Origin of the sequence: Pseudomonas sp. 1912-s (assembly GCF_029269205.1) — a bacterium.
In the GTDB taxonomy this organism is placed as follows: Bacteria; Pseudomonadota; Gammaproteobacteria; order Pseudomonadales; family Pseudomonadaceae; genus Aquipseudomonas.
The window spans coordinates 304,361-329,689 of record NZ_JARIXR010000002.1 but is presented as its reverse complement, the minus strand read 5'-3'; the positions used below and the strand labels follow the sequence as shown (position 1 = coordinate 329,689).

General features: G+C 62.0%; 23 protein-coding genes. 14 read left to right on the top strand and 9 right to left on the bottom strand.

The features are described from left to right. Window positions 1–217 precede the first annotated feature (217 nt). The 6 genes from P3C29_RS04305 to bioB form a co-directional block, all read right to left on the bottom strand. Complete coding sequence (locus tag P3C29_RS04305) at window positions 218–499, bottom strand: hypothetical protein (RefSeq protein ID WP_010167428.1); 282 nt, start codon at window positions 497–499, stop codon at window positions 218–220. A 107-nt stretch (window positions 500–606) separates the two neighbouring features. After that, entirely contained in the window at window positions 607–1,287 is a 681-nt protein-coding gene (bioD, locus tag P3C29_RS04300; protein ID WP_010167429.1) for a dethiobiotin synthase, read from the bottom strand. Continuing rightward, window positions 1,284–2,096: a malonyl-ACP O-methyltransferase BioC gene (bioC, locus tag P3C29_RS04295; RefSeq protein ID WP_275963959.1), complete on the bottom strand. Its 813-nt coding sequence runs from the start codon at window positions 2,094–2,096 to the stop codon at window positions 1,284–1,286. The genes bioD and bioC overlap by 4 nt, the downstream gene beginning before the upstream one ends. Next, window positions 2,089–2,820: an alpha/beta fold hydrolase gene (locus P3C29_RS04290; protein WP_003211068.1), complete on the bottom strand. Its 732-nt coding sequence runs from the start codon at window positions 2,818–2,820 to the stop codon at window positions 2,089–2,091. The genes bioC and P3C29_RS04290 overlap by 8 nt, the downstream gene beginning before the upstream one ends. After that, window positions 2,813–3,991: an 8-amino-7-oxononanoate synthase gene (bioF, locus tag P3C29_RS04285; protein ID WP_275963958.1), complete on the bottom strand. Its 1,179-nt coding sequence runs from the start codon at window positions 3,989–3,991 to the stop codon at window positions 2,813–2,815. The genes P3C29_RS04290 and bioF overlap by 8 nt, the downstream gene beginning before the upstream one ends. Before the next feature lie 154 nt (window positions 3,992–4,145). Then, window positions 4,146–5,201, bottom strand: coding sequence for a biotin synthase BioB (gene bioB / locus P3C29_RS04280; RefSeq protein ID WP_010167432.1), 1,056 nt, complete (start codon window positions 5,199–5,201; stop codon window positions 4,146–4,148). Window positions 5,202–5,291: 90 nt separating this feature from the next. Between bioB and P3C29_RS04275 the strand changes: the two genes are divergently transcribed. From P3C29_RS04275 to rarD, 5 genes are all read left to right on the top strand, one after another. Then, window positions 5,292–6,029, top strand: a complete 738-nt coding sequence (locus P3C29_RS04275) for a ComF family protein (RefSeq protein WP_275963957.1) — start codon at window positions 5,292–5,294, stop codon at window positions 6,027–6,029. Window positions 6,030–6,086: 57 nt separating this feature from the next. Beyond that, window positions 6,087–6,851 (top strand): TOBE domain-containing protein, encoded by a 765-nt coding sequence (locus P3C29_RS04270; protein WP_275963956.1) that lies wholly within the window; start codon window positions 6,087–6,089, stop codon window positions 6,849–6,851. Window positions 6,852–6,922: 71 nt separating this feature from the next. Beyond that, the gene (locus tag P3C29_RS04265; protein ID WP_275963955.1) at window positions 6,923–8,821 is read left to right on the top strand and encodes a PhoX family phosphatase; all 1,899 of its coding nucleotides are present in this window, start codon (window positions 6,923–6,925) and stop codon (window positions 8,819–8,821) included. Between the two features lie 162 nt (window positions 8,822–8,983). Further along, a complete protein-coding gene (locus tag P3C29_RS04260) occupies window positions 8,984–9,958 on the top strand; it encodes a serine/threonine protein kinase (protein ID WP_177043214.1) in 975 nt (324 codons plus the stop codon). Between the two features lie 107 nt (window positions 9,959–10,065). Further along, entirely contained in the window at window positions 10,066–10,950 is an 885-nt protein-coding gene (rarD, locus tag P3C29_RS04255; RefSeq protein WP_275963954.1) for an EamA family transporter RarD, read from the top strand. A 222-nt stretch (window positions 10,951–11,172) separates the two neighbouring features. On the opposite strand, the gene P3C29_RS04250 is transcribed toward rarD, so the two are convergent. Next, window positions 11,173–11,691, bottom strand: a complete 519-nt coding sequence (locus P3C29_RS04250; RefSeq protein WP_010167442.1) for an ACT domain-containing protein — start codon at window positions 11,689–11,691, stop codon at window positions 11,173–11,175. Between the two features lie 420 nt (window positions 11,692–12,111). On the opposite strand from P3C29_RS04250, the gene P3C29_RS04245 reads away from it, so the two are divergent. Continuing rightward, the gene (locus P3C29_RS04245; RefSeq protein ID WP_010167444.1) at window positions 12,112–14,289 is read left to right on the top strand and encodes a malate synthase G; all 2,178 of its coding nucleotides are present in this window, start codon (window positions 12,112–12,114) and stop codon (window positions 14,287–14,289) included. Between the two features lie 63 nt (window positions 14,290–14,352). On the opposite strand, the gene P3C29_RS04240 is transcribed toward P3C29_RS04245, so the two are convergent. Further along, on the bottom strand, window positions 14,353–14,799 hold the full coding sequence (locus P3C29_RS04240; RefSeq protein WP_169386975.1) for a response regulator: 447 nt from the start codon (window positions 14,797–14,799) through the stop codon (window positions 14,353–14,355). A gap of 246 nt (window positions 14,800–15,045) precedes the next feature. Here P3C29_RS04240 and P3C29_RS04235 point away from each other — a divergent pair, with 246 nt between their 5' ends. The 8 genes from P3C29_RS04235 to P3C29_RS04200 all read left to right on the top strand — a co-directional run bounded on the left by P3C29_RS04235 (window position 15,046) and on the right by P3C29_RS04200 (window position 23,766). Beyond that, window positions 15,046–16,968 (top strand): putative nucleotidyltransferase substrate binding domain-containing protein, encoded by a 1,923-nt coding sequence (locus P3C29_RS04235; protein ID WP_275963953.1) that lies wholly within the window; start codon window positions 15,046–15,048, stop codon window positions 16,966–16,968. Continuing rightward, window positions 16,965–17,672: a 3'-5' exonuclease gene (locus P3C29_RS04230; RefSeq protein ID WP_201125537.1), complete on the top strand. Its 708-nt coding sequence runs from the start codon at window positions 16,965–16,967 to the stop codon at window positions 17,670–17,672. Before P3C29_RS04235 ends, P3C29_RS04230 begins: the two co-directional genes overlap by 4 nt. A 102-nt stretch (window positions 17,673–17,774) precedes the next feature. Continuing rightward, on the top strand, window positions 17,775–18,293 hold the full coding sequence (locus tag P3C29_RS04225) for an RNA polymerase sigma factor (protein WP_010167452.1): 519 nt from the start codon (window positions 17,775–17,777) through the stop codon (window positions 18,291–18,293). Beyond that, window positions 18,290–19,267 carry a FecR family protein gene (locus tag P3C29_RS04220; RefSeq protein WP_201125538.1) on the top strand — a complete coding sequence of 326 codons (978 nt, stop codon included), beginning with the start codon at window positions 18,290–18,292 and terminating at the stop codon, window positions 19,265–19,267. Before P3C29_RS04225 ends, P3C29_RS04220 begins: the two co-directional genes overlap by 4 nt. Before the next feature lie 86 nt (window positions 19,268–19,353). Beyond that, window positions 19,354–21,762 (top strand): TonB-dependent siderophore receptor, encoded by a 2,409-nt coding sequence (locus P3C29_RS04215; RefSeq protein WP_201125539.1) that lies wholly within the window; start codon window positions 19,354–19,356, stop codon window positions 21,760–21,762. A gap of 62 nt (window positions 21,763–21,824) precedes the next feature. Continuing rightward, a complete protein-coding gene (locus P3C29_RS04210) occupies window positions 21,825–22,928 on the top strand; it encodes a PepSY-associated TM helix domain-containing protein (RefSeq protein WP_201125540.1) in 1,104 nt (367 codons plus the stop codon). Next, on the top strand, window positions 22,925–23,101 hold the full coding sequence (locus P3C29_RS04205; RefSeq protein ID WP_010167463.1) for a hypothetical protein: 177 nt from the start codon (window positions 22,925–22,927) through the stop codon (window positions 23,099–23,101). Before P3C29_RS04210 ends, P3C29_RS04205 begins: the two co-directional genes overlap by 4 nt. Window positions 23,102–23,136: 35 nt before the next feature. Continuing rightward, window positions 23,137–23,766: a glutathione S-transferase gene (locus P3C29_RS04200; protein ID WP_010167465.1), complete on the top strand. Its 630-nt coding sequence runs from the start codon at window positions 23,137–23,139 to the stop codon at window positions 23,764–23,766. A 205-nt stretch (window positions 23,767–23,971) separates the two neighbouring features. On the opposite strand, the gene creD is transcribed toward P3C29_RS04200, so the two are convergent. Continuing rightward, on the bottom strand, window positions 23,972–25,303 hold the full coding sequence (creD, locus tag P3C29_RS04195; protein ID WP_275963952.1) for a cell envelope integrity protein CreD: 1,332 nt from the start codon (window positions 25,301–25,303) through the stop codon (window positions 23,972–23,974). Window positions 25,304–25,329: the final 26 nt, after the last annotated feature.

Sequence of the window (25,329 nt, the reverse complement as noted above, 5' to 3'; positions counted from 1 at the left end):
GTTTGTCATGACGTGGGTCAACGTCAGGCACGGCGAGGCCTGCAGCGAAATGCCGCATGACGATTCAGCGTGAAGAAAGATTATTGAGCGGTGAAGATCAAGGTGGGAGCTCGCTTGCCTGCGATGCGGGCGCCGCGGTGTATCAGGAGGATCGAGGTGACGCTATCGCAGGCAAGCCAGCTCCCACAGAGAAGCCAGCTCGCACGATAAGAGGGGGTTATGCGTAAGTGTCGATCAACGTGCCGAGCATTTCGTCGGAAGCCTTGGCGACTTTGGCGCCCAACTCGACCTGGAACTTGCCTTGGGCCATCTCGACCATATTGCTGGCCGAATTGCTTGCCTGATTGGCGTCTACCGAACGCAGCCGATCATTTTGTGCGTCCGAAGGCTGGGTAGTGGCGGCGCTGGCGATCTTGCCGGCGGCCTGGTCGACACGGTTCTGCCCGGTCTGAATCGCGCTCAGCCCCGAGTAAAACGCACTGCTACCAGAGATTTCCATGGCGTGAACCTGCCTGTAAGAGAATCGTGAACCGTTATTGAAGCAGACCTACTGGCAAAACGCCCGTTAAAAACACTAATGGCATAATGCCTTAGCCATAGGCAAAACTAGTCAAGCAGGTCCAGTTGCAAGTACTCCGCCACCGCTTCAGCGCCGGGATGCTTGAGTTTTGGCACCCTTCCCAGGCATGGCGCAGGCAGCCGCTCGGCCAGGGTCGCGAGGTTTTCTTCCAGACGAGAGGTCTTGGGGTCGATGATATTCGCTACCCAGCCTGCCAGTGGCAGACCGTCCCGGGCGATGGCTTCGGCGGTCAGCAACGCATGGCTGATGCAACCCAGCCGCACGCCCACCACCAGAATCACCGGCAGCTTCAATGCCTGGGCCAGGTCCGAGAGGTTGTCCTGATCCGCCAAGGGCACGCGCCAACCGCCCGCGCCCTCAATCAGGGTGAAGTCGGCCTGCTTGGCGAGAATATGCTGCATGGGCTTCAACAACGATTGAACCGTCAGCGCCACTCCGGCTTCGCGGGCCGCCAGATGCGGTGCGATGGCCGGCTCGAACGCCACCGGGTTGACCTCGGCATAGGTCAAGGGTAACGAACACTCAGCCAGCAACGCCAGGGCATCCGAATTGCGCAGGCCCTTGGGCGTCAGCTGGCAGCCCGAGGCCACCGGCTTGCCCGCCGCGGTGCTCTTGCCGGCTTGCCGCGCGGCATGTAGCAGGCCGGCGGCGACGGTGGTCTTGCCGACGTCGGTGTCGGTCCCCGTGATGAAGTAAGCGGCACTCATAGAGGTTTCTCCAGGACGGCGTACACCACTTGATAGGTCGCCGGCAGGCCTTGGCCCTGGCGGAACTGCTCGTAGGCTTGCACCAGTGCAACAATCCGCGCCCGGCCCGTCAAGCCTCCGGGGCGCCCCGGGTTCAGATTGTGCGCACCCAAGGCTTTCAATTCGTGGGTCAGGCTGCGCACGTCGGGGTAATGCAGCACGTGGGGACGCTGCTCCAGGCTACGCACCCGCAAGCCACTGGCCGCGCACAACTGCTCATAAGCACTGAACGGCCGGAAGCGGTTCACATGAACCATGCCATCCGCCGCGCGCCAGCTTTCGCGCAACTCATCCAGCGTACCCACGCACAGGCTGGCAAACGCCAGCACACCGCCGGGCTGCAACACACGATGTGCTTCGCTGAGCACTGCTGCAAAATCCGAGCACCACTGCACCGCCAAACTGGAGTAGATCAGCCCGCAGCTGGCGTCCTGCAAGGGCAAGCGCTCGGCATCGCCAGCGATAAAGTGCTGCGCGCCGCCCAAGGGCCTGGCGTGGTTGAGCATGCCTTCGGCAATGTCCAGGGCCACGCCTTGGCTGTCCGGAAATGACTGGCCCAGCACACGACTGAAATAACCCGTGCCGCAGCCCAGGTCCAGCCAGCGTTGCGGCGAAATACCTTCCGGCAGACGCCGCAGCAGCTCGCTGCCCACCGCGCGTTGCAATTCGGCAACGCTGTCGTAACTGGCCGCTGCGCGAGAAAAGGAGGCCGCTACCTGGCGCTTGTCTGGCAAGCCGCCGGGCAGCGCAGGATGGGATAAATCAGTCATCACCGCACTCATGCAAAAAAGCCTGGATGGCCCCCGCCACACCGTGGGGGTCCTCCAGTAGAAAAGCGTGACCGGCCTGTTCAATCAGGCCGATTTCAACATCGGGCAACAAGGCGAACAACTCACTGGCCACTTCAGCCGGAACCAGCCCGTCTAGCCCGGCAAACAGATGCAACTGCGGCCCTTGAAAGTCGACCAACGCCTGGCGGGTGTCCAATCGGCCCAACAGCTCCAGACCACTGAGCAAGGTCTGCGCGGAGGTTTTAGGGGCACCCGCCAGCAATAGCCGAGCAAGTGATCGGGGATCGCTGGAACCCCGGGCGCAAAGCAGACTGAAGCGTTTTAACGTCGCAACCGGATCAAGGCGGCAACCGTTAAGAAACGCAATAAAATCCTCTTCGTGCATGCCATGGTCCCAGCGGGACCAGGCCACGAAGCTTGCGTTGCTGGCAAAGGTGAGCAAACCGCAACAATGATCACCGCGCCGGGCGGCCAACTCGGCAGCAAGCATGCCGCCGAGGGACCAACCACCCAGCCAGACGTCTTGGGGCAAGGTCGAATCCAGCTCATCGAGCCACTCTTGAAGGTCGTCCGACTCCACGTCCGGCAACGGTTCGATCTGCACCTGCAAGTGTTCATCCAGCCCCTGCAACGCCGCCGCCAACGGCTCCAGCGGCGAAACGCCGAGGCCCCAGCCGGGCAGCAATATCAGTCGATCACGCATGGTCGGGCTCCTGGCCTAACAAGCGGAAACACTCTTCCAATGCGCTTAACAATAGCTGCACCTGCGCCGCACTGTGGGCCGCTGTCAGGGTCACCCGCAGTCGCGCGCTGCCAGCGGGCACAGTCGGTGGCCGGATCGCAGTCACCATCAGCCCACGCTCGCGCAACATCTGCGACAAGCGCACGGCACGGGCACTGTCGCCAATCATGATCGGCTGGATCGGCGTGAAACTGTCCATCAGCTCCAGGCCGATCTGCTCGGCGCCCAGGCGGAATTGGCGGATCAGCCCGTTAAGATGCTCACGCCGCCAATGCTCGGTGCGCAGCAGTTCCAGGCTTTTCAGCGTGGCGCAGGCCAGCGCCGGCGGTTGGCTGGTGGTGTAGATATACGGGCGGGCAAACTGGATCAGGCTTTCGACCAGTTCCTCACTGCCTGCCACAAATGCCCCGGCAGTACCAAACGCCTTGCCCAGGGTGCCCACCAATACCGCCACGTCCTCCTGGCTCAGGCCAAAATGCTCGACGATCCCGCCACCGTTGGCGCCCAAATGCCCGAAGCCATGGGCGTCATCCACCATCAGCCATGCGCCCTTGGCCCGGGCTTCACGGGCCAGCGCCGGCAGGTCGGCCACATCGCCGTCCATGCTGAACACGCCGTCGGTCACCACCAGCGTATTGCCGGTGGCTTTCTCCAGACGCTTGGCCAGGCTTTCGGCGTCGTTGTGCAGGTATCGATTGAAGCGCGCCCCGGAGAGCAAACCGGCATCCAGCAACGAGGCGTGGTTAAGGCGGTCTTCGAGCACCGTATCGCCCTGCCCCACCAACGCCGTGACGGCGCCGAGGTTGGCCATGTAACCGGTGGTGAACAGCAGTGCTCGCGGGCGACCGGTGAGGTCGGCCAGGGCTTCTTCCAGTTCATGGTGCGGCGTGCTGTGGCCGATCACCAGGTGCGAAGCGCCACCGCCCACACCCCAGCGCGCCGCGCCCGCACGCCAGGCTTCGATCACTTGCGGGTGATTGGCCAGGCCGAGGTAATCGTTGTTGCAGAACGCCAGCAACGGCTGGCCATCGACCACCACTTCAGGGCCTTGCGGGCTCTGCAGCAGTGGACGTTGACGATACAGGTGTTCGGCACGACGGGCCGCAAGACGCGCGGCGAGATCGAAAGACATGAGACCTCGATTAAGCAAACCGAACGCGGTCAACCCTGTGGGAGCTGGCTTGCCTGCGATGACGGCGGCACATTCAGCATCAATGCGTCTGATAGACCGCTATCGCAGGCAAGCCAGCTCCCACACTGGATCGCACGTCGGCAGGAGAAATGGCTTAAACAGCCGCGTTGTAGAACTGCTCGCTGCTCTTTTGCTCCACCAGCGCCTGCTCGATCGCCGCTTGGTGCACTTCATCGGCATGCTCTTCACGGGCTTCCGGCAGGATGCCCAGGCGCGAGAACAGCTGCATGTCCTTGTCCGCCTGCGGGTTGGCGGTGGTCAGGAGTTTATCGCCGTAGAAAATCGAGTTGGCGCCGGCAAAAAACGCCAGGGCCTGCATCTGCTCGTTCATCGCTTCACGCCCGGCCGACAGCCGCACATGGGACTGCGGCATCAGGATGCGCGCCACGGCGAGCATGCGGATGAAGTCGAACGGGTCGATGTCGTCGGCATTTTCCAGCGGGGTACCGGCGACTTTCACCAGCATGTTGATCGGCACCGATTCCGGGTGCTCCGGCAGGTTGGCCAGTTGGATCAGCAGGTTCGCGCGGTCGTCCAGCGACTCGCCCATGCCGAGGATGCCGCCCGAGCAGATCTTCATCCCCGATTCACGCACGTACGCCAGGGTTTGCAGGCGCTCGCTGTAGGTGCGGGTGGTGATGATCGAGCCGTAGAACTCCGGCGAGGTGTCGAGGTTGTGGTTGTAGTAGTCGAGGCCGGCCTGGGCCAGGGCTTCGGTCTGGTCCTGGTCGAGACGGCCGAGGGTCATGCAGGTTTCCAGGCCCATGGCTTTCACGCCTTTGACCATTTCCAGCACGTAGGGCATGTCTTTGGCCGACGGATGCTTCCAGGCGGCGCCCATGCAGAAACGGGTCGAACCGATGGCCTTGGCGCGGGCGGCCTCTTCGAGGACCTTCTGCACTTCCATCAGCTTTTCTTTTTCCAGGCCAGTGTTGTAGTGGCCCGACTGCGGACAATATTTGCAATCTTCCGGGCAGGCACCGGTCTTGATCGACAGCAGCGTGGAAACCTGGACGCGGTTGGCGTCGAAATGCGCGCGGTGCACGGTCTGCGCCTGGAACAACAGGTCATTGAAGGGCTGGACAAACAGCGCTTTGACTTCGGCTAAAGACCAATCGTGACGCAGGTTGGCAGTGATGCTGGCGCTCATGGGCGATTCCTTGATTATGCTTTGGCAAGCCCTGCGGGGAGTAATACCCACAGGCACGACACGGATGCTCGGCATATTTAAGGAAGATTCATGCACTGTCAACTCGACAACAAACACAAGGTTTACATCTGGTTAAAAAGCAACCAACCCTGTTTAGTCTGCGATGAGTACAGCGAAACCGCCCATCCCATCTGCAACGTCTGCGAAACCGAGTTGCCCTGGCTGATGGATCAGTGCGACGTGTGCGCACTGCCGTTACCCATGGCGGGCCTGGTGTGCGGCCAATGCGTGAAGCGACCGCCGGCGTTTAAACAAGTGGTTGCACCCTGGGCCTACAGCTTTCCCGTCGACAGCCTGATCAGCCGCTTCAAGCATCAGGCGCGCTGGCCGCTGGGCCATTTGCTTGCGCACCTGCTGGGGCAATTCCTGCAACATCGGTATGACGATGCCGGCCTCGCGCGCCCCGACTGCCTGCTGCCCGTACCCTTGGCCCGCAAACGCCTGCGCGAACGGGGTTACAACCAGGCGGCGATGCTCGCGCGCTGGCTGAGCAAGGACCTGAACATCCCTTACGATGAGCACCTGCTGTTACGGCCTCATGAAACCGTGGCGCAACAGGCGCTGGACGCCAAGACCCGTCAGCGCAACCTGCTCCAGGCCTTTGCCTTGGCGGACAATGCCCAGGTCAAAGGCCGGCACCTGGCGCTGATCGACGACGTACTCACCACCGGCGCCACTGCCAACAGCCTCGCCCGGCTGTTGATGGACGCCGGCGCGCGGCAGGTTGATGTGTATTGCCTGGCGCGTACACCCAAGCCGGGCACATGACTTGACTCCGAGGCGCCCTACCCGCAACGTCTGTCCATTCCATCAAAGCGTGTACCCATGTCCCTGCCATCCCTCCTGAGCCAACATATCGTCCGCCGCCCCCAGCGTATTGCCCTGCTGCAACACATTGCCGAGCAAGGCTCCATCACCCGCGCGGCGAAGAGCGCGGGCTTGAGCTACAAGGCCGCGTGGGATGCCATCGACGAGTTGAACAACCTGGCGCAAAAGCCCTTGGTGGAGCGCAGCGTCGGCGGCAAGGGCGGCGGCGGCGCCAGGCTGACGGCCGAAGGTGAACGGGTACTACGCCTCTACCAACGCCTGCAGGTGGTGCAAGCCCAGGTGCTGGATTCCGCGGAAGACGCCAGCGACTTCAACCTGCTGGGCCGCCTGATGCTGCGCACCAGCGCGCGCAACCAGTTGCACGGCAAGGTCATTGCGATTCACAGCCACGGTCGCAACGACCTGATTCGCCTGGAACTGGCCGCAGGACTGAGCCTGGATGCGCAAATCACCCACGACAGCACCTTGCACCTGGAACTGGAGACCGGCACCGAAGTCGTCGCCCTGATCAAGGCCGGCTGGCTTGAAGTGCTGGCCGCGGAGCAGTCCGCAACACCTGGACACAATTGCCTGGAAGGAAAAATCGAGGCCATTCTCGACGCCGATGATGGCCCCAGCGAGGTCCGTATCACCCTGCCCAATGGCCAGGTTTTATGCGCCCTGGCCCAGCCCGACGCGCTCGTACAGCTCAAGGCCGCCGAAGGCCTGCAGGTGAAGGTGCAGTTCTCCCCCAGCAATGTGCTGCTGGGCACCCCCGCGTAACGCTTCAAACTGCAACAATTTCGTCACGACCGCTCCCTAAGGTGGCTGCAAAAACCCGCAGGGAGCCTGAAATGAGCCTATTAGAAGAAAACCAAGCCACCGACCTGGAACAGATGGTCGGCCTCACCCGCCGGCGTTTTATCGGCGCCGGCGCCCTCTGCGGTGCGGCGATGTTCCTCGGCGGCAACCTGCTGACCCGCAGCGCCCTGGCGGTCAACGCCGCGTCGAACAGCCCGTTGCTGGGTTTCGCCAGCATCGCCGCGGCCACCAGCGACACCGTCACGTTGCCGCCCGGCTACAGCGCTTCGGTGCTGATCAGTTGGGGCCAGCCACTGCACAAGAATGCGCCAGCCTTCGACCCCAGCGGCAACGGCACCGCCAAGGCCCAGGAACAGCAGTTCGGCGACAACAACGACGGCATGAGCCTGTTCGCCTTCCCCGGGGACAACAACCGCGCGCTGATGGCGATCAACAACGAATACACCAACTACCGCTACCTCTACGCCCACGGCGGCGCGCCACAATCGGCCGAAGACGTGCGCAAGGCGCTGGCCAGCGAAGGTGTGTCAGTGATTGAAGTAAGGCGTAAAGGCGACACCTGGCAGTTCGTCCAGGATTCGCGCTACAACCGGCGCATCCACGGCAACTCGCCGATCCGCTTCGGCGGCCCCGCCGCGGGCCATGCCTGGCTGAAAACCAGCGCCGACAAGACCGGCAAAAAAGTCCTCGGCACTTTCCAGAACTGCGCCAATGGCAAGACCCCATGGGGCACTTATCTCACCTGCGAAGAAAACTTCACCGACTGCTTCGGCAGCAGCAACCCGCAACAAACCTTCGACGCCGGGCAGAAACGCTACGGCGTGGTGGCCGCCAGCAAAGACATCAACTGGCATCAGCACGACTCGCGCTTCGACATGGCCAAGAACCCCAACGAACTCAACCGTCATGGCTGGGTGGTAGAAATCGACCCGTTCGACCCGCAATCCACCCCTGTCAAACGCACCGCCCTGGGCCGCTTCAAGCACGAAAACGCCGCCCTGGCTGAAACCCGCGACGGCCGCGCCGTGGTGTACATGGGCGACGACGAGCGCGGCGAGTTCATCTACAAGTTCATCAGCCGCGACAAGATCAACCACAAGAACCCCAAGGCCAACAAGGACCTGCTGGACCACGGCACCTTGTACGTGGCGATCTTCGATGCAGGCGACGGCAATGCCGACCATCCCAAGGGCCAGGGCCAATGGGTCGAACTGACCTACGGCAAGAACGGCATCGACGCCAACACCGGCTTTGCCAGCCAGGCCGAAGTGCTGATCCACGCACGCCTGGCCGCCAGCGTGGTGAAAGCCACCCGCATGGACCGCCCGGAATGGATCGTGGTCAGCCCTACCGACGGCCAGGTGTACTGCACCCTGACCAACAACGCCAAGCGCGGCGAAGACGGGCAGCCGGTGGGCGGCCCGAACCCGCGGGAGAAAAACGTCTACGGGCAGATCCTGCGCTGGAAGGCCTCTGCCTCCGACCATGGCGCGCCGGATTTCAGCTGGGACTTGTTTGTGGTGGCTGGCAACCCGACCGTGCATGCCGGGACGCCAAAGGGCGGCTCGTCCAACATCAACCCGCAGAACATGTTCAACAGCCCGGACGGCCTGGGCTTCGACAAGGCCGGGCGGTTGTGGATCCTCACCGATGGCGACTACAGCAACGGTGGCGACTTTGACGGGATGGGTAATAACCAGATGCTGTGTGCCGACCCATCGACCGGTGAGATCCGGCGGTTCATGGTGGGGCCGGTGGCCTGTGAAGTGACCGGGATCAGCTTTTCGCCGGACCAGAAAACCCTGTTTGTGGGGATTCAGCATCCAGGGGAAACCGGTGGCTCGACCTGGCCGGAACACCTGCCGAATGGCAAGCCACGGTCCTCGGTGATGGCGATTCGTCGGGATGATGGCGGGATCGTCGGCGCCTGATAAGGCGCCATCGCGGGCAAGCCCGGCTCCCACAGTTGACCGAGTACTCCTGTGGGAGCCTGGCTTGCCCGCGATGGCGGACTAACAGTCACCACCTATCTCGACCCCGGTGCGTTACCATACCCGGCCGGACGCGGCGCCCTGCTGCGCGCAGGAGTTCGCATGGCACACCCGTTTGAAACACTGACCCCTGACCTGGTGCTCGACGCTGTCGAAAGCATCGGTTTCCTCAGCGACGCCCGCATCCTCGCGCTCAACAGCTACGAAAACCGCGTCTATCAGGTCGGCATCGAAGACTCCGAGCCCTTGATCGCCAAGTTCTACCGGCCCCAGCGCTGGACCAACGAAGCCATCCTCGAAGAACACAGCTTCACCTTCGAACTGGCCGAGTGCGAAGTGCCCGTAGTGGCGCCGATGATTCACAACGGCGAAAGCCTGTTCGAACACGCCGGTTTCCGCTTCACCCTGTTCCCGCGCCGTGGTGGCCGCGCGCCGGAGCCGGGCAACCTCGACCAACTGTATCGCCTCGGCCAGCTGCTCGGCCGTCTGCACGCGGTCGGCTCCACCCGCCCTTTCGAACACCGCGAAGCCCTGGGCGTGAAGAATTTTGGTCACGATTCCCTGAACACCCTGCTGGAAGGAAATTTCATTCCCAAAAGCCTGCTGCCCGCCTACGAGTCCGTGGCCCGCGACCTGCTCAAGCGTGTGGAAGAGGTCTACAAGGCCACGCCCCACAAGAACATCCGCATGCACGGCGATTGCCACCCCGGCAACATGATGTGTCGCGACGAGATGTTCCACATCGTCGACCTCGACGATTGCCGCATGGGCCCTGCCGTACAAGACCTGTGGATGATGCTCGCCGGCGACCGCCAGGAATGCCTGGGGCAACTCTCGGAATTGATGGACGGCTACCAGGAATTCCACGACTTCGACCCGCGCGAACTGGCCCTGATCGAACCACTGCGGGCCCTGCGCCTGATGCACTACAGCGCCTGGCTTGCACGCCGCTGGGACGACCCGGCGTTCCCCCACAGTTTCCCGTGGTTTGGCAGCGAGCGTTACTGGGGCGACCAAGTGTTGGCGTTGCGCGAGCAGTTGTCGGCGCTCAATGAAGAACCGCTGAAGCTGTTCTGATTCCTATCGTCTGGGCCCAAGCCTTGGGCCCTACACTTTCAACACACATCCCCTGACAAATATCCTTACAATCGTGGCTTTGTTAGCTGCCTAAGCAAGGATTCTGCATGCAAGCCGCCAACCCCCGTCGCGGGTACATATTGGGCCTGAGCGCCTACGTCATCTGGGGCCTGTTCCCGATCTACTTCAAAGCCATCGCCAGCGTTCCCGCCGCAGAAATCATCGTTAACCGCGTGCTGTGGTCTGCGCTGTTCGGCAGTTTGCTACTGCTGGTCTGGAAACACCCGGGCTGGCTTCGCGAATTGCGGGACAACCCCAAGCGCCTGGCGATCCTGGCCCTGAGCGGCACCTTGATCGCAGGTAACTGGCTGACGTATGTATGGTCGGTGAACAGCGGCCGCATGCTTGAGGCCAGCCTGGGTTATTACATCAACCCGCTGGTGAACGTGCTGTTGGGCATGGTGATCCTGGGCGAGCGCCTGCGCCGCCTGCAATGGGTAGCCGTGGGCCTGGCGGCGGTCGGCGTGGCGCAACAGGTGTGGCAAGTCGGCAGCCTGCCGTGGGTATCGCTGGTGCTGGCCGCGACCTTTGGTTTCTACGGGTTGATCCGCAAGCAGGCGCCGGTCAAGGCATTGCCCGGGCTGGTGGTGGAAACCTGGATGCTGGTGCCGATTGCCATCGCATGGCTGCTGTTCAATCCGTCCGCCCACAGCGCGCAGATGGCGTTCTGGAGCACCTCGCAGGCGTGGTGGCTGGTAGCGGCAGGCCCGGTGACGTTGATCCCGCTGGTGTGTTTCAACGCCGCCGCGCGGCATTTGCCCTACACCGCCTTGGGCTTCCTGCAATACGTGGCGCCCACCCTGGTGCTGCTGGAAGCCGTGCTGCTGTTCAACGAACACCTGGCGCCCGCCACGCTGATCGCTTTCTGCTTTATCTGGGCCGGCCTGGTGGTCTACAGCCTCGACGCCTGGCTGACCGTGCGGAAAAACTGATCAAATAACGTACAAACCCCTGCAAGCCATAGCCGGCGTGGCTTGCAGCCATTCACCCCAAGGTTATCCACAGCCTGGTCCCCGGCGTTTGTGCACAAGCCCTTGAAACTGCTCGTTTTTTGCTCAACAGGCGAAGAGCCACGGCCCGCGCGGGCTGGACGCGGGTCTCTACAGGTTATCCACAGGCCCATGCAAGATTTCCATGCATAACCTTGTGGGCAACTATTCCTCGCTGCGTAGTTCCAGTTCCACCATCAAGTCATCCGCCAGGGTTTCCAGCGCGGCCTGCAACGTCTCCAACGGCAGCGTCAACGGCACCGCCAGCAAGGCTTCGGCGTGAAACAACAGGTCGCTGCTCATCGGCGCCGGACGCACGTCCGTGATCAAGCGCTCCAGGTTGACGCCCTGCTTGCTGAGCAGCGCGGTGATGTCGCGAACAATTCCCGGCCGGTCATTGCCCACCAGCGCCATGGCGATCGGTTGCGACTCACTGGCGGCGACCGAACTGCTTTCCCCCAGCAGCACGCGAATGCCGTGGGTGGACAAGTCTTCCAGCGCCCCGATCAAATCCAGACGGTTTTCCGCCGGCACGCTCACGCGCAAAATCCCGGCAAACTGCCCGGCCATGTGCGCCATGCGGCTTTCCAGCCAGTTGCCGCCGTGGGACGCGATGCATTGGGCGATGCGTTCGACCACGCCGGGTTTGTCCGGGGCGATGACAGTCAGTACGAGATGGTCCATGGTGTCGTCCTCTTCTTATGAAAATCAGGTAGGAACCAGGCGTTCCCCTCGCACCTATCAAGGTGGACTCAGGTAGGCACGAAAACAAATCGTGTACCATTTTTATATTTATCTGGAACAATCCAATAGTTTTTTGAGAACATCCCGTACCCCACTGTGACCGTATAACCAAAGTGGGTCGCTAAACGACGTATTTAGTCTAATTTTCACAACCGCAACTCATCATGTAGTATGCCCAATCGCGCACTACATAACGTTAGGTCGATGTCTGCCAAGGCAACCACGCACCGCGACGCAGCCCGCCCAGCCGCCTTCATCGGCATGTACTGGTGCGGCGTATTCGCGGTTTACATGGCCAGAGGCTTCATTGGTAAATTGAAAAGCTGAAAAGCGCATAAGCTCCGCAGAGTGAGGCAAGCAATGACTGAACACGTTCAAGTCGGTGGCCTGCAGGTCGCCAAAGTCCTGTTCGACTTCGTGAACAACGAAGCCATTCCTGGTACCGGCATTACCGCCGACCAGTTCTGGGCCGGTGCCGACAAGGTCATCCACGACCTGGCGCCGAAGAACAAAGCCCTACTCGCCAAACGCGACGATTTTCAAGTGCGGATCGACACCTGGCACCAGGCGCACGCCGGCCAGGCCCACGACGCGGTGGCCTACAAAGCCTTCCTTCAAGATATCGGATACCTGCTGCCAGAAGCCGCGGATTTCCAGGCATCGACCCAAAACGTCGACGAAGAAATTGCCCACATGGCCGGCCCGCAGCTGGTGGTGCCGGTGATGAACGCCCGTTTCGCCCTCAACGCCTCGAACGCGCGCTGGGGCTCCCTGTATGACGCGCTGTATGGCACCGACGCCATCAGCGAAGCCGACGGCGCCGAAAAGGGCAAAGGCTATAACAAGGTGCGTGGCGACAAGGTTATCGCCTTCGCCCGCGCCTTCCTCGACGAAGCCGCGCCGCTGGCTGCCGGCAGCCACGTGGACTCCACCGGCTACAAGATCGTCGACGGCAAGCTCGTGGTCAGCCTCAAGGGCGGCAGCAACAGCGGCCTGCGCAGTGATGCCCAGTTGATCGGCTACCAGGGCGATGCCGCTAAGCCGACCGCAGTCCTGCTGAAGCACAACGGCCTGCACTTCGAAATCCAGATCGACGCCAGCACCCCGGTCGGCCAGACCGACGCCGCCGGCGTGAAAGACGTGCTGATGGAAGCCGCCCTGACCACCATCATGGACTGCGAAGACTCCGTCGCCGCCGTCGATGCCGATGACAAGGTGGTGATCTACCGCAACTGGCTCGGCCTGATGAAGGGTGACCTGTCGGAAGAAGTCGCCAAGGGTGGCAAGACCTTTACCCGCACCATGAACGCCGACCGCGTGTACACCGGCGCAGACGGTAAAGACGTGACCCTGCACGGTCGTTCGCTGCTGTTCGTGCGTAACGTTGGTCACTTGATGACCATCGACGCGATCCTCGACAAAGACGGCAACGAAGTACCGGAAGGTATTCTCGACGGCCTGCTCACCAGCCTGTCGGCGATCCACAGCCTCAACGGCAACACCAGCCGCAAGAACAGCCGCACCGGTTCGGTCTACATCGTTAAACCGAAAATGCACGGCCCGGAAGAAGCCGCGTTCACCAACGAGCTGTTCGGCCGCATCGAAGACGTGCTGAAGCTGCCACGCAACACCCTTAAAGTCGGGATCATGGACGAGGAGCGCCGCACCACGGTCAACCTCAAGGCCTGCATCAAGGCGGCCAGCGAGCGCGTGGTGTTTATCAACACCGGCTTCCTCGACCGCACCGGCGACGAAATCCACACCTCCATGGAAGCTGGCGCGATGGTGCGCAAGGCTGCCATGAAGGCTGAAAAATGGATCGGCGCCTACGAGAACTGGAACGTCGATATCGGCTTGAGCACCGGCCTGCAAGGTCGCGCACAGATCGGTAAAGGCATGTGGGCCATGCCTGACCTGATGGCCGCCATGCTGGAGCAGAAAATTGCTCACCCGCTGGCCGGCGCCAACACGGCATGGGTCCCGTCGCCAACGGCGGCCGCGCTGCACGCGCTGCATTACCACAAGGTTGACGTATTCGCCCGCCAGGCCGAACTGGCCAAGCGCGAACGCGCTTCGGTGGACGACATCCTGACCATTCCCCTGGCCCAGAATACCGATTGGTCCGACGAAGAAATCCGCAACGAACTGGACAACAACGCCCAGGGCATCCTCGGTTACGTGGTGCGCTGGATCGACCAGGGCGTGGGTTGCTCGAAAGTGCCGGACATCAACGACGTCGGCCTGATGGAAGACCGCGCCACCCTGCGTATCTCCAGCCAGCACATTGCCAACTGGCTGCGCCACGGCATCGTCAATGAAGCCCAGGTGATGGAAAGCCTCAAGCGCATGGCGCCGGTGGTGGACCGTCAGAACGCCGGTGACGCGCTGTACCGCCCGCTGGCTCCCGATTTTGACAGCAACATCGCGTTCCAGGCGGCGGTGGAGTTGGTAGTTGAAGGGACCAAGCAGCCAAACGGCTACACCGAGCCGGTGTTGCACCGTCGGCGCCGGGAGTTCAAGGCCAAGAACGGTCTGTAATCAAGCGTTGGAAATGAAAAAGCCCTGATCTTCCGATCAGGGCTTTTTTTTGGTCGCCGGGTTTTACTGCACCATCCCCAACTCCCGCTTCACCATCTTCGCCAGCTTTGCGCTATCAATGGGCTTGAGCAAGAAGTCCACCACGCTCAAATGCATGGCATCAATCACGTCCGGCGCTTCAGCGTCCCCCGACATGATGATGATCGGCAGCGCCGCCCGGGTAGACCCGCGCACCTGGCGAATCAATTGCAGCCCGTTGCTCGGGGTCATGCGCAGGTCGGTGATCAGCAAGCCAATGGAACTGCTGGAGCTCAACAAGTCCCACGCCGCCTCGCCACTGTCTGCGGTCATGCAGCGAATGCCGTCCAGGCCAAGAATTTCCGCCAACAGTTCGCGAGAGTCCTTGTCGTCATCCACGATCAAAACCCGTTGTGGCGGTAAATCAGGCTCCTGCATAACAGCGCTCAGGGCCTCGCGCTCGGCGTCACTCAAAATATCGTGGTCGGACATACGTTTCTCGGCAGTTCTGATCAATCTCCCAGCACAGAACTCAGACATCGCCGGAAGGGCGAACAATGTGCACTTCGTCGGAAAGTTTTCCTAGTGGGCGTTCTACGGGGTTTGGACGATATTCATGTAAGGTTTTTCCCTAGTCGTTGAGGACAATTCGCTACCTAGACTTACGTCCAATGGGCACCCGCAGCGCAGGAGTCGACCATGAGGCACGATAACGACAAAAAAACTGCGGTCATAGGTATGAGTAAAGCTGATGCTTTCACACAGGCGGGAAAAACTGCTGTGTTGCAGAACATCCACGGCACCCTGCAATTCCTGCAACGTTTCCCGCCGTTCAACCAGATGGAAAACGCCCACCTGGGATTTCTGGTAGAGCAGTGCCAATTGCGCTTCTACGGCCCCGGCGAGAGCATTCTCAAGCCGTCGGGCGGGCCGGTGGAGCACTTTTACATCGTCAAGCAGGGGCGCGTGGTCGGCGAGCGGCCGGATTCCACAGAAACCACCTTTGAAATCACCACGGGTGAATGTTTCCCGCTGGCCGCGTTGCTCGGCGAGCGGGCGACCCGCACCGAGCACAAAGCCGCCGAAGACACCTTCTGCCTGCAACTGAACAAGCCGGCCTTTATCAAGCTGTTCGCGCTTTCCAGTGCCTTTCGCGACTTTGCCTTGCGCGGGGTGAGCAGCCTGCTGGATCAGGTCAATCAGCAAGTCCAGCAAAAAGCCGTGGAAACCCTCGGCACCCAGTATTCGCTGAACACCCGCCTGGGCGAGTTGGCCATGCGCCACCCGGTGACCTGCAGCCCGCTGACGCCCCTGCGCGAAGCGGTCACGCAGATGCACGAGCAGCAAGTGGGCAGCATCGTGATCGTCGATGAGCACAAGGCGCCCCTGGGGATTTTCACCCTGCGGGACCTGCGCCAGGTGGTGGCCGACGGCACCAGCGATTTCAACCAGGGCATCGAGCGCCACATGACCCAGGCGCCGTTCTTTCTCACGCCGGACCACAGTGCCTTCGACGCCGCGATCGCCATGACCGAACGGCATATTGCCCACGTGTGCCTGGTCAAGGATCAGCGCCTGTGTGGCGTGGTGTCCGAACGTGACCTGTTTTCCCTGCAACGGGTCGACCTGGTGCATCTGGCCCGGACTATCCGCAACGCGCCAAGGGTAGAAAACCTGGTGGCGATCCGTGGCGAAATCGGCCAGTTGGTGGAGCGCATGCTGGCCCATGGTGCGTCGTCCACGCAGATCACCCACATCATCACCTTGCTCAACGATCACACGGTGTGCCGCGTCATCGAGCTGACCCTGGCCGACAAGGGCGACCCCGGCGTGCCGTTCAGCTGGCTGTGTTTCGGCAGCGAGGGCCGCCGCGAGCAGACGCTGTATACCGACCAGGACAACGGCATTCTGTTTGAAGCCAAAGACGCCGCTGAAGCCGCCGAGATTCGTGGCCGCCTGCTGCCCCTGGCGCAACAGATCAACCAGAGCCTGGCGCTGTGCGGTTTTACCCTGTGCAAGGGCAACATCATGGCCGGCAACCCGGAGCTGTGCCTGTCCCGGGCGGAATGGGCGCGGCGGTTTGCCGGGTTTATTCGCGAGGCAACGCCGGAGAACCTGCTGGGTTCGAGCATCTATTTTGATTTGCGGGTGGTGTGGGGCGATGAACACGGGTGCGAGCAATTGCGCCAGGGCATTCTCGATCAGGTGGCGGACAACCGTTTGTTCCAGCGCATGCTGGCCGAGAACGCGTTGCGCCAGCGTCCGCCGGTGGGGCGTTTCCGGGATTTCGTGCTGACACGCAAAGGCGCCGACAAGGCGACACTCGACCTCAAGGTGCAAGGCCTCACGCCCTTTGTCGACGGTGCCCGGCTGCTGGCCCTGGCCAATGGCATCAGTGCTATCAACACCCTGGAGCGCTTGCGCCAACTGGTGGCCAAGGAAGTCATCGAACGCCTGGACGGCGCGGCCTATGAAGAGGCCTATCACTTTATCCAGCAAACCCGCATGCAACAGCACCAACTGCAAACCCGCGAGAATTTGCCCTACTCCAACCGCGTCGACCCCGACAGCCTCAACCACCTGGACCGGCGCATCCTGCGTGAGTCCCTGCGCCAGGCCCAACGCCTGCAAAGCAGCCTGACCCTGCGGTACCAGCTGTGAGTGTGTTTGGCTGGTTGCGCAAAGCCAAGCCGGGCCTGGACGCAGCGCAACAGCGGCGGGTCGAGCAACTGCCAAAACCCCAGGCGCTGGGGGACGGTTCGTTGCGAGACCAGCGCTGGGTGGTGGTGGACCTGGAAACCAGCGGCCTGAACCTCAATCGTGACCAGGTGTTGTCGATTGGCGCGGTGGTGATCGAAGACGGCGCGGTGGACTTCTCCCAACTGTTCGAGCGCACCCTGCAACGGGCCGAAACCAAGCTCAACCCCAGCGTGCTGATCCACGGCCTGGGGCCCAGCGCCATTGCAGCGGGCAGTGATCCGGCTGAAGCGCTGATGGACTTTATGGCGTTTGTCGGCGACAGCCCGTTGCTGGCGTTCCATGCGCCCTTTGATCAACACATGCTCTGCCGTGCCCTCAAGGACAGCCTGGGTTATCGCTTGAACCATCCGTTCCTGGACGTGGCCGACATCGCCCCGCTGCTGTGCCCCGACGCGAACATCCGCGAAGCCGGGCTGGATGACTGGATCGGGCATTTCAAGCTGCAGGTGGGCGAGCGTCACCATGCGAGTGCGGATGCGCTGGCCACGGCGGAGTTGATGCTGATCCTGTTCAGCCGGGCCCGGCAGCAGCAGATCGACAGTCCCAAAGCCTTGCAGGAGCGCCTTGGCCAGTGGAAACGTCGCAAACAAGCCCCGTCTTTTTAAACACAGTGCCATCACCCGACCAACGCCAATTGCACCCGTACGACGCCTCTGCCACAATCGCGAATAATTCTCGTTAGTTTAAACTTTCCGATCGGTGTCGCCTTGTCGTCAATCCAAAGTCCCCACAGTGAGCTTGTTGGCGCGTTGTACCGCGACCATCGCAGCTGGCTGTTGGCGTGGCTGCGACGCAACGTGGCCTGCCCCAGCCGTGCCGAAGACCTGAGCCAGGACACCTTCATGCGCCTGCTGGGCCGTGAAGAACTGCGCGAACCCCGCGAGCCCCGAGCGTTTCTGGTGGCCATCGCCAAGGGCCTGTTGTTCGATTACTTCCGTCGCGCAGCGCTGGAACAGGCCTACCTCACCGAACTGATGCTGATCCCGGAAAGCGAACACCCTTCCCCGGAAGAACAGCAACTGATCCTCGAAGACCTCAAGGCCATCGACCGCCTGCTGGGCAAACTCTCGAGCAAAGCCCGCGCGGCCTTTCTCTATAACCGCCTCGATGGCATGGGCCACGCCGAAATCGCCCAGCGCCTGGGGGTTTCCGTGCCCCGTGTGCGGCAATACCTGGCCCAGGGCATTCGCCAGTGCTACATCGCCCTGTATGGCGAGCCGCTGTGAGCCAGGTCGGTTCCAAACCGGTGTCGGCACGGGTGCTCGACGCGGCCATTGCCTGGCAGTTGTCCCTCGACTCGGGCGACGGCAGCGCCGTAGAACAGGAAGAGTTCGCCAAATGGCTGGCCAGCGATGAAGAACACGCCCGCGCCTGGCGCCAGCTGGGCATGCTCGATCAGCGTTTCAGCGTGGCCTCGGGCCCTGCCCGTGCAGCGCTGTTGCAGTCGCGCGAAGGTATTCGCCGCCGCGTGCGCAAGCTCGGCAGCGGCCTGGCCAGTGTGGTGCTGGTATGCGGCCTGGTGGTGTTCGCCGGCCAGCGCTACGTGCCGTTCGACTACTGGCTGGCGGACCAGCGCACCGCCACCGGCGAACAGCGCACCCTCAAGCTGGCCGACGGCACCGTGATCAACCTCAACACCCACAGCGCCATCGACGTGCGCTTCGACGAGAAACGCCGGGTGATCGTGTTGCAGGAAGGCGAGATCCTCGTCGAAACCGGCCACAACGACGCCCGCCCGTTTTTTGTCGAAACCCGCGAAGGCAGCCTGCGCGCCCTGGGCACGCGGTTTATCGTCAAGCGCGAAGAAGACGGCACGCGCCTCAGCGTGTTGCAGTCGGCCGTTGGCGCGCAGCCCGAGGCGCTGCCTCAGGAGCAGATCTTCAAGGAAGGCCAGCAAGTGCTGATGCGCCGCGACGGCCTTGGCCCAATGCTCGCCGTCAGCCCCGGCACAGACGCCTGGACCCGCGGCATGCTGGTGGTGGACAACGCGCGGCTCGGCGATGTGGTTGCTGAGCTGAGCCGCTACCGCACCGGCTACCTGGGTGTGGATAAACAGGTGGCCGACCTGCGGATCACCGGCAGCTTCCCGCTGCACGACACCAACCTGGCGCTGAACGCGTTGCTGCCGACCTTGCCGGTGCAAATCGAGCAGCACACGCCGTGGTGGGTGACGGTTTCCGGCAAGCCTGCAACCAAATAGAAATTATTTTCATTCAGCCCTATCACTTTCTGCATCTCGTTCGGCACATAGGCAATTGAGAAATATTTCCATTCAGGAGCCGCCGTATGTCCCGCACGCTAGACACCTTGTTGCGCCCCAGCCTGTTGGCCGTGGCCATTGCCCTCAGCGCCCCGCTGGCCAGCACCCAGCTGATCGCCGCCGAACAGGCCTCCAGTGTGCGCGCCTACAACCTGCCGGCAGCACCGCTGGCCACTACCCTGAACCAGATCGCCAGCCAGGCGGGCTTGGCGCTGACGCTGAATCCAGGGTTGGCGTCGGGCAAGACGTCTGCACCGGTGAAGGGCCAGTTTGATGCGCAGGGCGCGTTGCGCGAGGCGCTGCGTGGCACAGGCCTGCAACTGGAGCAAAGCAGTGCGGGTACCTTCAGCCTGGTAGCGATTCCCGATGGGGTTGTGGCGTTGCCGGAGACGAGCATTACGGGCCAGGCCAATGCGGAAAGTGCGTGGGGGCCGGTTGATGGTTATGTCGCCACGCGCACCGCTGCGGGCACCAAGACCGACACCGCCATTGTCGAAGCCCCACGTTCGATGTCCGTCATCACCCGCGCCCAAATGGAAGATCGCGGTGTACAGAACCTTGATGACGCCGTGCGTTACATGCCGGGCGTGATCGCCAGCAGCTACGGCAGCGACGCCCGGGCCGACTGGCTGCGCGTACGCGGCTTCGAACCGACCCAATTCCTCGACGGTCTGCCACTGCCAAAAGGCTCCTATGCCAACCCGAAACAAGAGACCTGGAACCTGGACCGCATTACCCTGCTGCGCGGCCCGGCATCCTCGGTCTATGGCCAAACCCCGCCGGGCGGCATGCTCGATATGGTCAGCCGTCGCCCGCAAGCCGAAGACAGCCACGCGGTACGTGCCGAAGTTGGCAGCAACAACCGCAAGCAGATCAGCTTCGACAGCACCGGCAAGATTGACGACGAAGGCCAGTTTCTCTACCGCGTCGACGGCGTGGTACGTGACAGCGGCACGCCCATCGACCACATCGAAGACAAGCGCTACAACATTGCGCCGAGCCTGACCTGGAACATTAACGACGACACCCACCTGACCTTCCTCTCGCAGTTCACCCGCGACGATACCGGCATCAGTGGCCAGTTCCTGCCCTTGCAAGGCACCAAGCTGCCTTCGCCAGCGGGCAAGATTTCCCACCACAAGAACCTCGGCGAGCCTGATCAGGATTACTACGATCGCACCTATTACGCACTCGGCTATGCCTTTGACCATCGCTTCAACGATGTCTGGCAGTTCAAGCAAAACCTGCGCTACACCAAGAGCGAACTGGCCTTCAACACCACCTACTCCAGCTACGGCGACACCGCTGTAGGCCCGGACGGCATGCTGGCGCGCATCTATGACAAGGTCGACGAAGACATCGCGCAACTGGCCGTGGACAACAATTTCCAGGCCGACTTCCAGACCGGCGCTCTAAGCCACACCCTGCTACTTGGCCTGGATCACCAGCGCAGCAATACCGATTACCACTGGATCGAAGGCAGCGCCGCGAGCATCAACCCGAGCCGCCCGATCTACAACCAGCCTCGCCCTGCCGGCACCCCGTTCACCTTCTACGACTACAACCAAAAGACGGTGCAAACCGGCGTGTACGTCCAGGACCAAATGGCCTTGGACAAGTGGCGCCTGACCCTGGGCGGTCGTGAAGACTGGATCCACACCGGCACCACGTTCTTCAACATGAATGACGCCACCAACACCCAGCGCGACAAAGCCTTCAGCGGTAACGCTGGCCTGAGCTATGTGTTTGATTCGGGCATTACCCCGTACATTTCTTATACCGAGTCCTTCCAGCCCACGGCTGGCGCCAGTGCCAGTGCCACCGAGTCATTCAAACCGACCCAAGGCAAGCAGACTGAAGTGGGCGTGAAGTATCAGCCCGTGGGTAGCAAGACCCTGCTGACCGCTGCTGTATTTGACCTGCGCCAGCAGAACGTTTCCGTCACCCAGAACAACGTCACGAGCCAGATCGGCGAAATCAGCGTGCGCGGCCTGGAGCTGGAAGCCACTTCAGAAGTCACCGACAACCTGAAACTCGTCGGCTCCTACACCTACACTGACACTGAAATTCTCAAAGGTGACGACAAGGGCAACCGCATGAAGCTGGTGCCGCGCAACCAGGCTTCGTTGTGGTCTGACTACACGTGGCACTCGGGTGTTCTGGATGGTTTCGGCGTAGGTGCGGGAGTGCGTTACGTCGGCGACACCTACGGCAACACTGCGAATACGGCCAATGGTCACGTCGGCTCGTACACCGTGTATGACGCTGCCGTACATTACGACCTGAGCCGCATCAACCCGGCGCTGGCGGGTGTTTCGGTGGACGTCACCGCCAAAAACATCTTCAACAAGGACTACCTGTCGACGTGTGACGGAGCCTGGTGCTACTACGGTGATGAGCGCAACGTAGTCGCCGCTGTGAACTACAAGTGGTAACTCGCTAAAGTAGTACCCAGGGGTCACGGTCGCACCGTGGCCCCTTTGCATTTGGATGCCCCATGAAAAGCAAAACCATCCGCCGCTGGTCCTTCATCCACACCTGGACCAGCCTCGTCTGTACGGTGTTCCTGCTGCTGCTCGCCCTCACCGGCCTGCCGTTGATCTTCCACCACGAGATCGATCACCTGCTGGGCAACGAGCCCGAGCTGGCGCAAATGCCCGCCGACACCCCGCAGCTGAACCTCGAACAACTGGTGGCCAAAGCCCAGGCCCATCGCCCCGGCGAAGCCATGCAGTACCTGGCCTGGGACGAAGACGACAAGAACGGCGTGATCGCGATCATGGCCGCCACTGCCGGCACCGAACCCAATTCTTCCCATACCTTCATGCTTGACGCCCGCACCGGTGAAGCCGTGGAAACCCCTTCGGCCAACGGCGGGCTGACGATGTTCCTGCTGCGCCTGCACGTCGATATGTTCGCCGGGCTGCCGGGCAAGTTGCTGCTGGCGTTCATGGGCATCCTGTTTGTGTTGGCGATCATTTCCGGCACGGTGCTGTACCTGCCCTTTATGCGCCGGCTGAAGTTCGCCACCGTGCGCCAGGACAAATCCACGCGCCTGCGCTGGCTCGACCTGCACAACCTGATCGGCGTGGTCACCCTGACCTGGGCGTTGGTGGTGGGCGTGACCGGCGTGATCAGCGCCTGCGCCGACTTGATCATCGCGGCCTGGCGCACCGACAGCCTCAGCGCGATGATCGAACCCTACAAGAACGCCCCGCCACTGACCTTGCGCGCGCCCGCCACCGACCTGCTGACAATCGCCGCCAAGGCCGCGCCCGGCATGGAGCCGGACTTTATAGCATTCCCCGGCACGCGCTTTTCCAGCGAGCATCACTACGCGGTGTTCATGAAAGGCAGCACCCACCTGACGTCGCACCTGCTGACGCCAGTGCTGATCGACGCGAGCAACCTGCACGTCACCGCCATCGCCGAACGGCCGTGGTACATGGACGCCATGGGCATGTCGCAGCCGCTGCACTTTGGTGACTACGGCGGCATGCCGATGAAGATCCTCTGGGCAGTGCTGGACGTGCTGACCATCATCGTCCTGGGCAGCGGCGTGTACCTGTGGCAGGTACGGCGCAAGGCGGCCAAGTCATGAAGCCGCGGCAGTCGAGTTTCTGGAAGGTGTTTGGCATTCCGCTGGCCATCGGGCTGCTGAGCGCGGCCGGGTTGTTTGCGGCGTTGCTGGGGGACGGGTTGTGGGATTCGTTGAGCTGGGTCGGGCTAGGTATTCCGGCGGTAATTGGCAGCTGGGCGTTGCTCAAGCGTTGAGATAGATTAGCGCTGCCCTTTTCCGAGGAATGCCCATGTCCATCCCCAGCATGACGTTGTTCCACAACCCCGCCTCGCCGTTTGTGCGCAAGGTACGGGTGCTGTTGCACGAGACCGGCCAACTGGACCGCGTGACCTTGCACGCCTGCATGCCGACACCGATCGCGCCCGACGCCGATGTGATCCTGGACAACGCGGTGGGCAAGATCCCCGCGCTGCGCCTGGCCGACGGCAACGCGCTGCATGACAGCCGGGTGATCCTCGATTACCTCGACCACCAACACACCGGCACCCCGCTGATCCCCCGAGACGGCCCGGCCCGCTGGCGACGCCTGACGCTGGCCTCGACGGCCGACGGGATCATGGATGCCGCCGTGCTGGTGCGTTACGAAACCGCCATGCGCCCGGTGGAAAAACACTGGGACTTGTGGCTGGAAGGCCAGCGCGACAAGATCCGCCGCGCCCTCGACATGCTGGAACAGGACGCCATCACCGAACTGACCGGGCCGTTTGATGTGGCGGCGATCAGCGTGGCCTGTGCGCTGGCGTACCTGGATTTCCGTCACCCGGACATGCAGTGGCGGTCCAGCCATCCGAAGCTGGCGGCGTGGTATGCCGAGGTGAGTCAGCGGCCGTCGATGTTGCAGACCCAGCCGCCGGCCTAACCGACTGCAAGGGCTCTTCTGTGGCGAAGGAGCTTGCTCCCGCCGGGCTGCGCAGCGGCCCCAAAAATCCTGGGAGCGCTTCGCACTCCAGCGGGAGCAAGCTCCCTCGCCACAAACAGCTCTCGGGCAACAGGGAATAGCGCGTTGATCCTCGCCACCAACTGCGCGCCCTCTTGCTGATCCTCCCGCAACCCCAACGACCGACTCATCGCTTGCCCACCCCATACCAATCCAGCTTGCGGGTCAGCACCATCACCGTGCCCAGCAACCCGAACAGCAGCAACGAGCCCATTAACAACGCGTAATCTTCCGCACTCAACAACCCGTACAACAAGCCATACAACGCCGCCAACCCCACCGAAAACCCCAGGCCATGGGCGACGCTGCGCAGCACATGGCAGACGTAAAACCCAATCAACAGCACACAGGCAGCCGCCGATATCAGGTACGCCGGGCCAAACCCGATGTGCTCCGACAACGACAACAGCAGCAGGTAGAAAAACGCCAGGGCAACCCCCACCAACGCGTACTGGATCGGGTGCACCGCCAGGCTCTTGAGCACCTCGAACAGGAAGAAGCCGGCAAACGTCAGGGCGATAAACAGCAGCGCATATTTGATCGCCCGGTCACTCTTGAGGTACTGGTCCACCGGGTCGATAAAACTCACGCCGAAGCTGCGGCTGTTGAAGTCATCACACACCTGATCCCAGGTGCAACCGCCCATGGTTTCTTCCAGGTTGGTGGAGAAGAACGTAGTCTGCCAGTTGGCGGTAAAGCCTTGGGCGGTGACCTCGCGCTGGGTCGGCAGGAAGTTGCCGATAAAGCTCGGGTGCGGCCAGTTCGACGCCAGCTTGACCTGGCTGGTCTTGCCCACCGGCACCACTTGCAGTTGCTCGGTACCTTGCAGGCGCAGGTTGAAGGCGAAATCAAAAGGTGACGGCTTCTTGCTGTCCTGCTCGGGCAGCATCACGTGAACACCCTCCCCCAGCCACGCCACTTGAGTGCCCGGCGAAAACGCCAGTTGCTGGCTGCCCAGCTCAAGCTTCAGCGCGTTTTCGATGCCACGAATGTCGCTGATACCCACCGCCAGATACGCCGGGTCAAACTGGTAATCGCCAAAGTTTTCCTTGATACCCAACTGCTCCGGCAACACAAACCGCCCGCTGATACGGCTGTCAGCGTGGAACAGCCGCGCCTGGTAAATGCCCCGGGCGCGCACTTCGGTTTGCACCTGGCCGTCGAGGGCAAATTGCTCCGGCAGGAAATACAGACGACCGCGCACTTCACGGGTTTCTTCGTAGCGTTCGTTGAGCTTTTCATTGAGCTTCCACTCCCGGACGGTCTTGCGATACGGCACCACCAGCACCGGGCCACTGAGGCGCTGGCTGTAGCTGGAACTGCGGGCGATATCCTGCAAGACGTCGTCGCGCAACTGCTGACGGTCGGTAATCACCCCGTGGATCATCAGTAACGGAATCAACAACAGCACGATCAGCAGCGCGATGGCGCCCAGTTTGAAAAGCAGATTGCGGTTCATGAAGCTCTCCCTGTTTTGATGGGGGA

Bases quoted from the DNA above. Each gene is read 5' to 3' on its own strand.
- P3C29_RS04305 (WP_010167428.1), bottom strand. From the start codon at position 499: ATGGAAATCTCTGGTAGCAGTGCGTTTTACTCGGGGCTGAGCGCGATT.
- bioD (WP_010167429.1), bottom strand. From the start codon at position 1,287: ATGAGTGCCGCTTACTTCATCACGGGGACCGACACCGACGTCGGCAAG.
- bioC (WP_275963959.1), bottom strand. From the start codon at position 2,096: ATGACTGATTTATCCCATCCTGCGCTGCCCGGCGGCTTGCCAGACAAG.
- P3C29_RS04290 (WP_003211068.1), bottom strand. From the start codon at position 2,820: ATGCGTGATCGACTGATATTGCTGCCCGGCTGGGGCCTCGGCGTTTCG.
- bioF (WP_275963958.1), bottom strand. From the start codon at position 3,991: ATGTCTTTCGATCTCGCCGCGCGTCTTGCGGCCCGTCGTGCCGAACAC.
- bioB (WP_010167432.1), bottom strand. From the start codon at position 5,201: ATGAGCGCCAGCATCACTGCCAACCTGCGTCACGATTGGTCTTTAGCC.
- P3C29_RS04275 (WP_275963957.1), top strand. From the start codon at position 5,292: ATGCACTGTCAACTCGACAACAAACACAAGGTTTACATCTGGTTAAAA.
- P3C29_RS04270 (WP_275963956.1), top strand. From the start codon at position 6,087: ATGTCCCTGCCATCCCTCCTGAGCCAACATATCGTCCGCCGCCCCCAG.
- P3C29_RS04265 (WP_275963955.1), top strand. From the start codon at position 6,923: ATGAGCCTATTAGAAGAAAACCAAGCCACCGACCTGGAACAGATGGTC.
- P3C29_RS04260 (WP_177043214.1), top strand. From the start codon at position 8,984: ATGGCACACCCGTTTGAAACACTGACCCCTGACCTGGTGCTCGACGCT.
- rarD (WP_275963954.1), top strand. From the start codon at position 10,066: ATGCAAGCCGCCAACCCCCGTCGCGGGTACATATTGGGCCTGAGCGCC.
- P3C29_RS04250 (WP_010167442.1), bottom strand. From the start codon at position 11,691: ATGGACCATCTCGTACTGACTGTCATCGCCCCGGACAAACCCGGCGTG.
- P3C29_RS04245 (WP_010167444.1), top strand. From the start codon at position 12,112: ATGACTGAACACGTTCAAGTCGGTGGCCTGCAGGTCGCCAAAGTCCTG.
- P3C29_RS04240 (WP_169386975.1), bottom strand. From the start codon at position 14,799: ATGTCCGACCACGATATTTTGAGTGACGCCGAGCGCGAGGCCCTGAGC.
- P3C29_RS04235 (WP_275963953.1), top strand. From the start codon at position 15,046: ATGAGTAAAGCTGATGCTTTCACACAGGCGGGAAAAACTGCTGTGTTG.
- P3C29_RS04215 (WP_201125539.1), top strand. From the start codon at position 19,354: ATGTCCCGCACGCTAGACACCTTGTTGCGCCCCAGCCTGTTGGCCGTG.
- P3C29_RS04210 (WP_201125540.1), top strand. From the start codon at position 21,825: ATGAAAAGCAAAACCATCCGCCGCTGGTCCTTCATCCACACCTGGACC.
- P3C29_RS04205 (WP_010167463.1), top strand. From the start codon at position 22,925: ATGAAGCCGCGGCAGTCGAGTTTCTGGAAGGTGTTTGGCATTCCGCTG.
- P3C29_RS04200 (WP_010167465.1), top strand. From the start codon at position 23,137: ATGTCCATCCCCAGCATGACGTTGTTCCACAACCCCGCCTCGCCGTTT.
- creD (WP_275963952.1), bottom strand. From the start codon at position 25,303: ATGAACCGCAATCTGCTTTTCAAACTGGGCGCCATCGCGCTGCTGATC.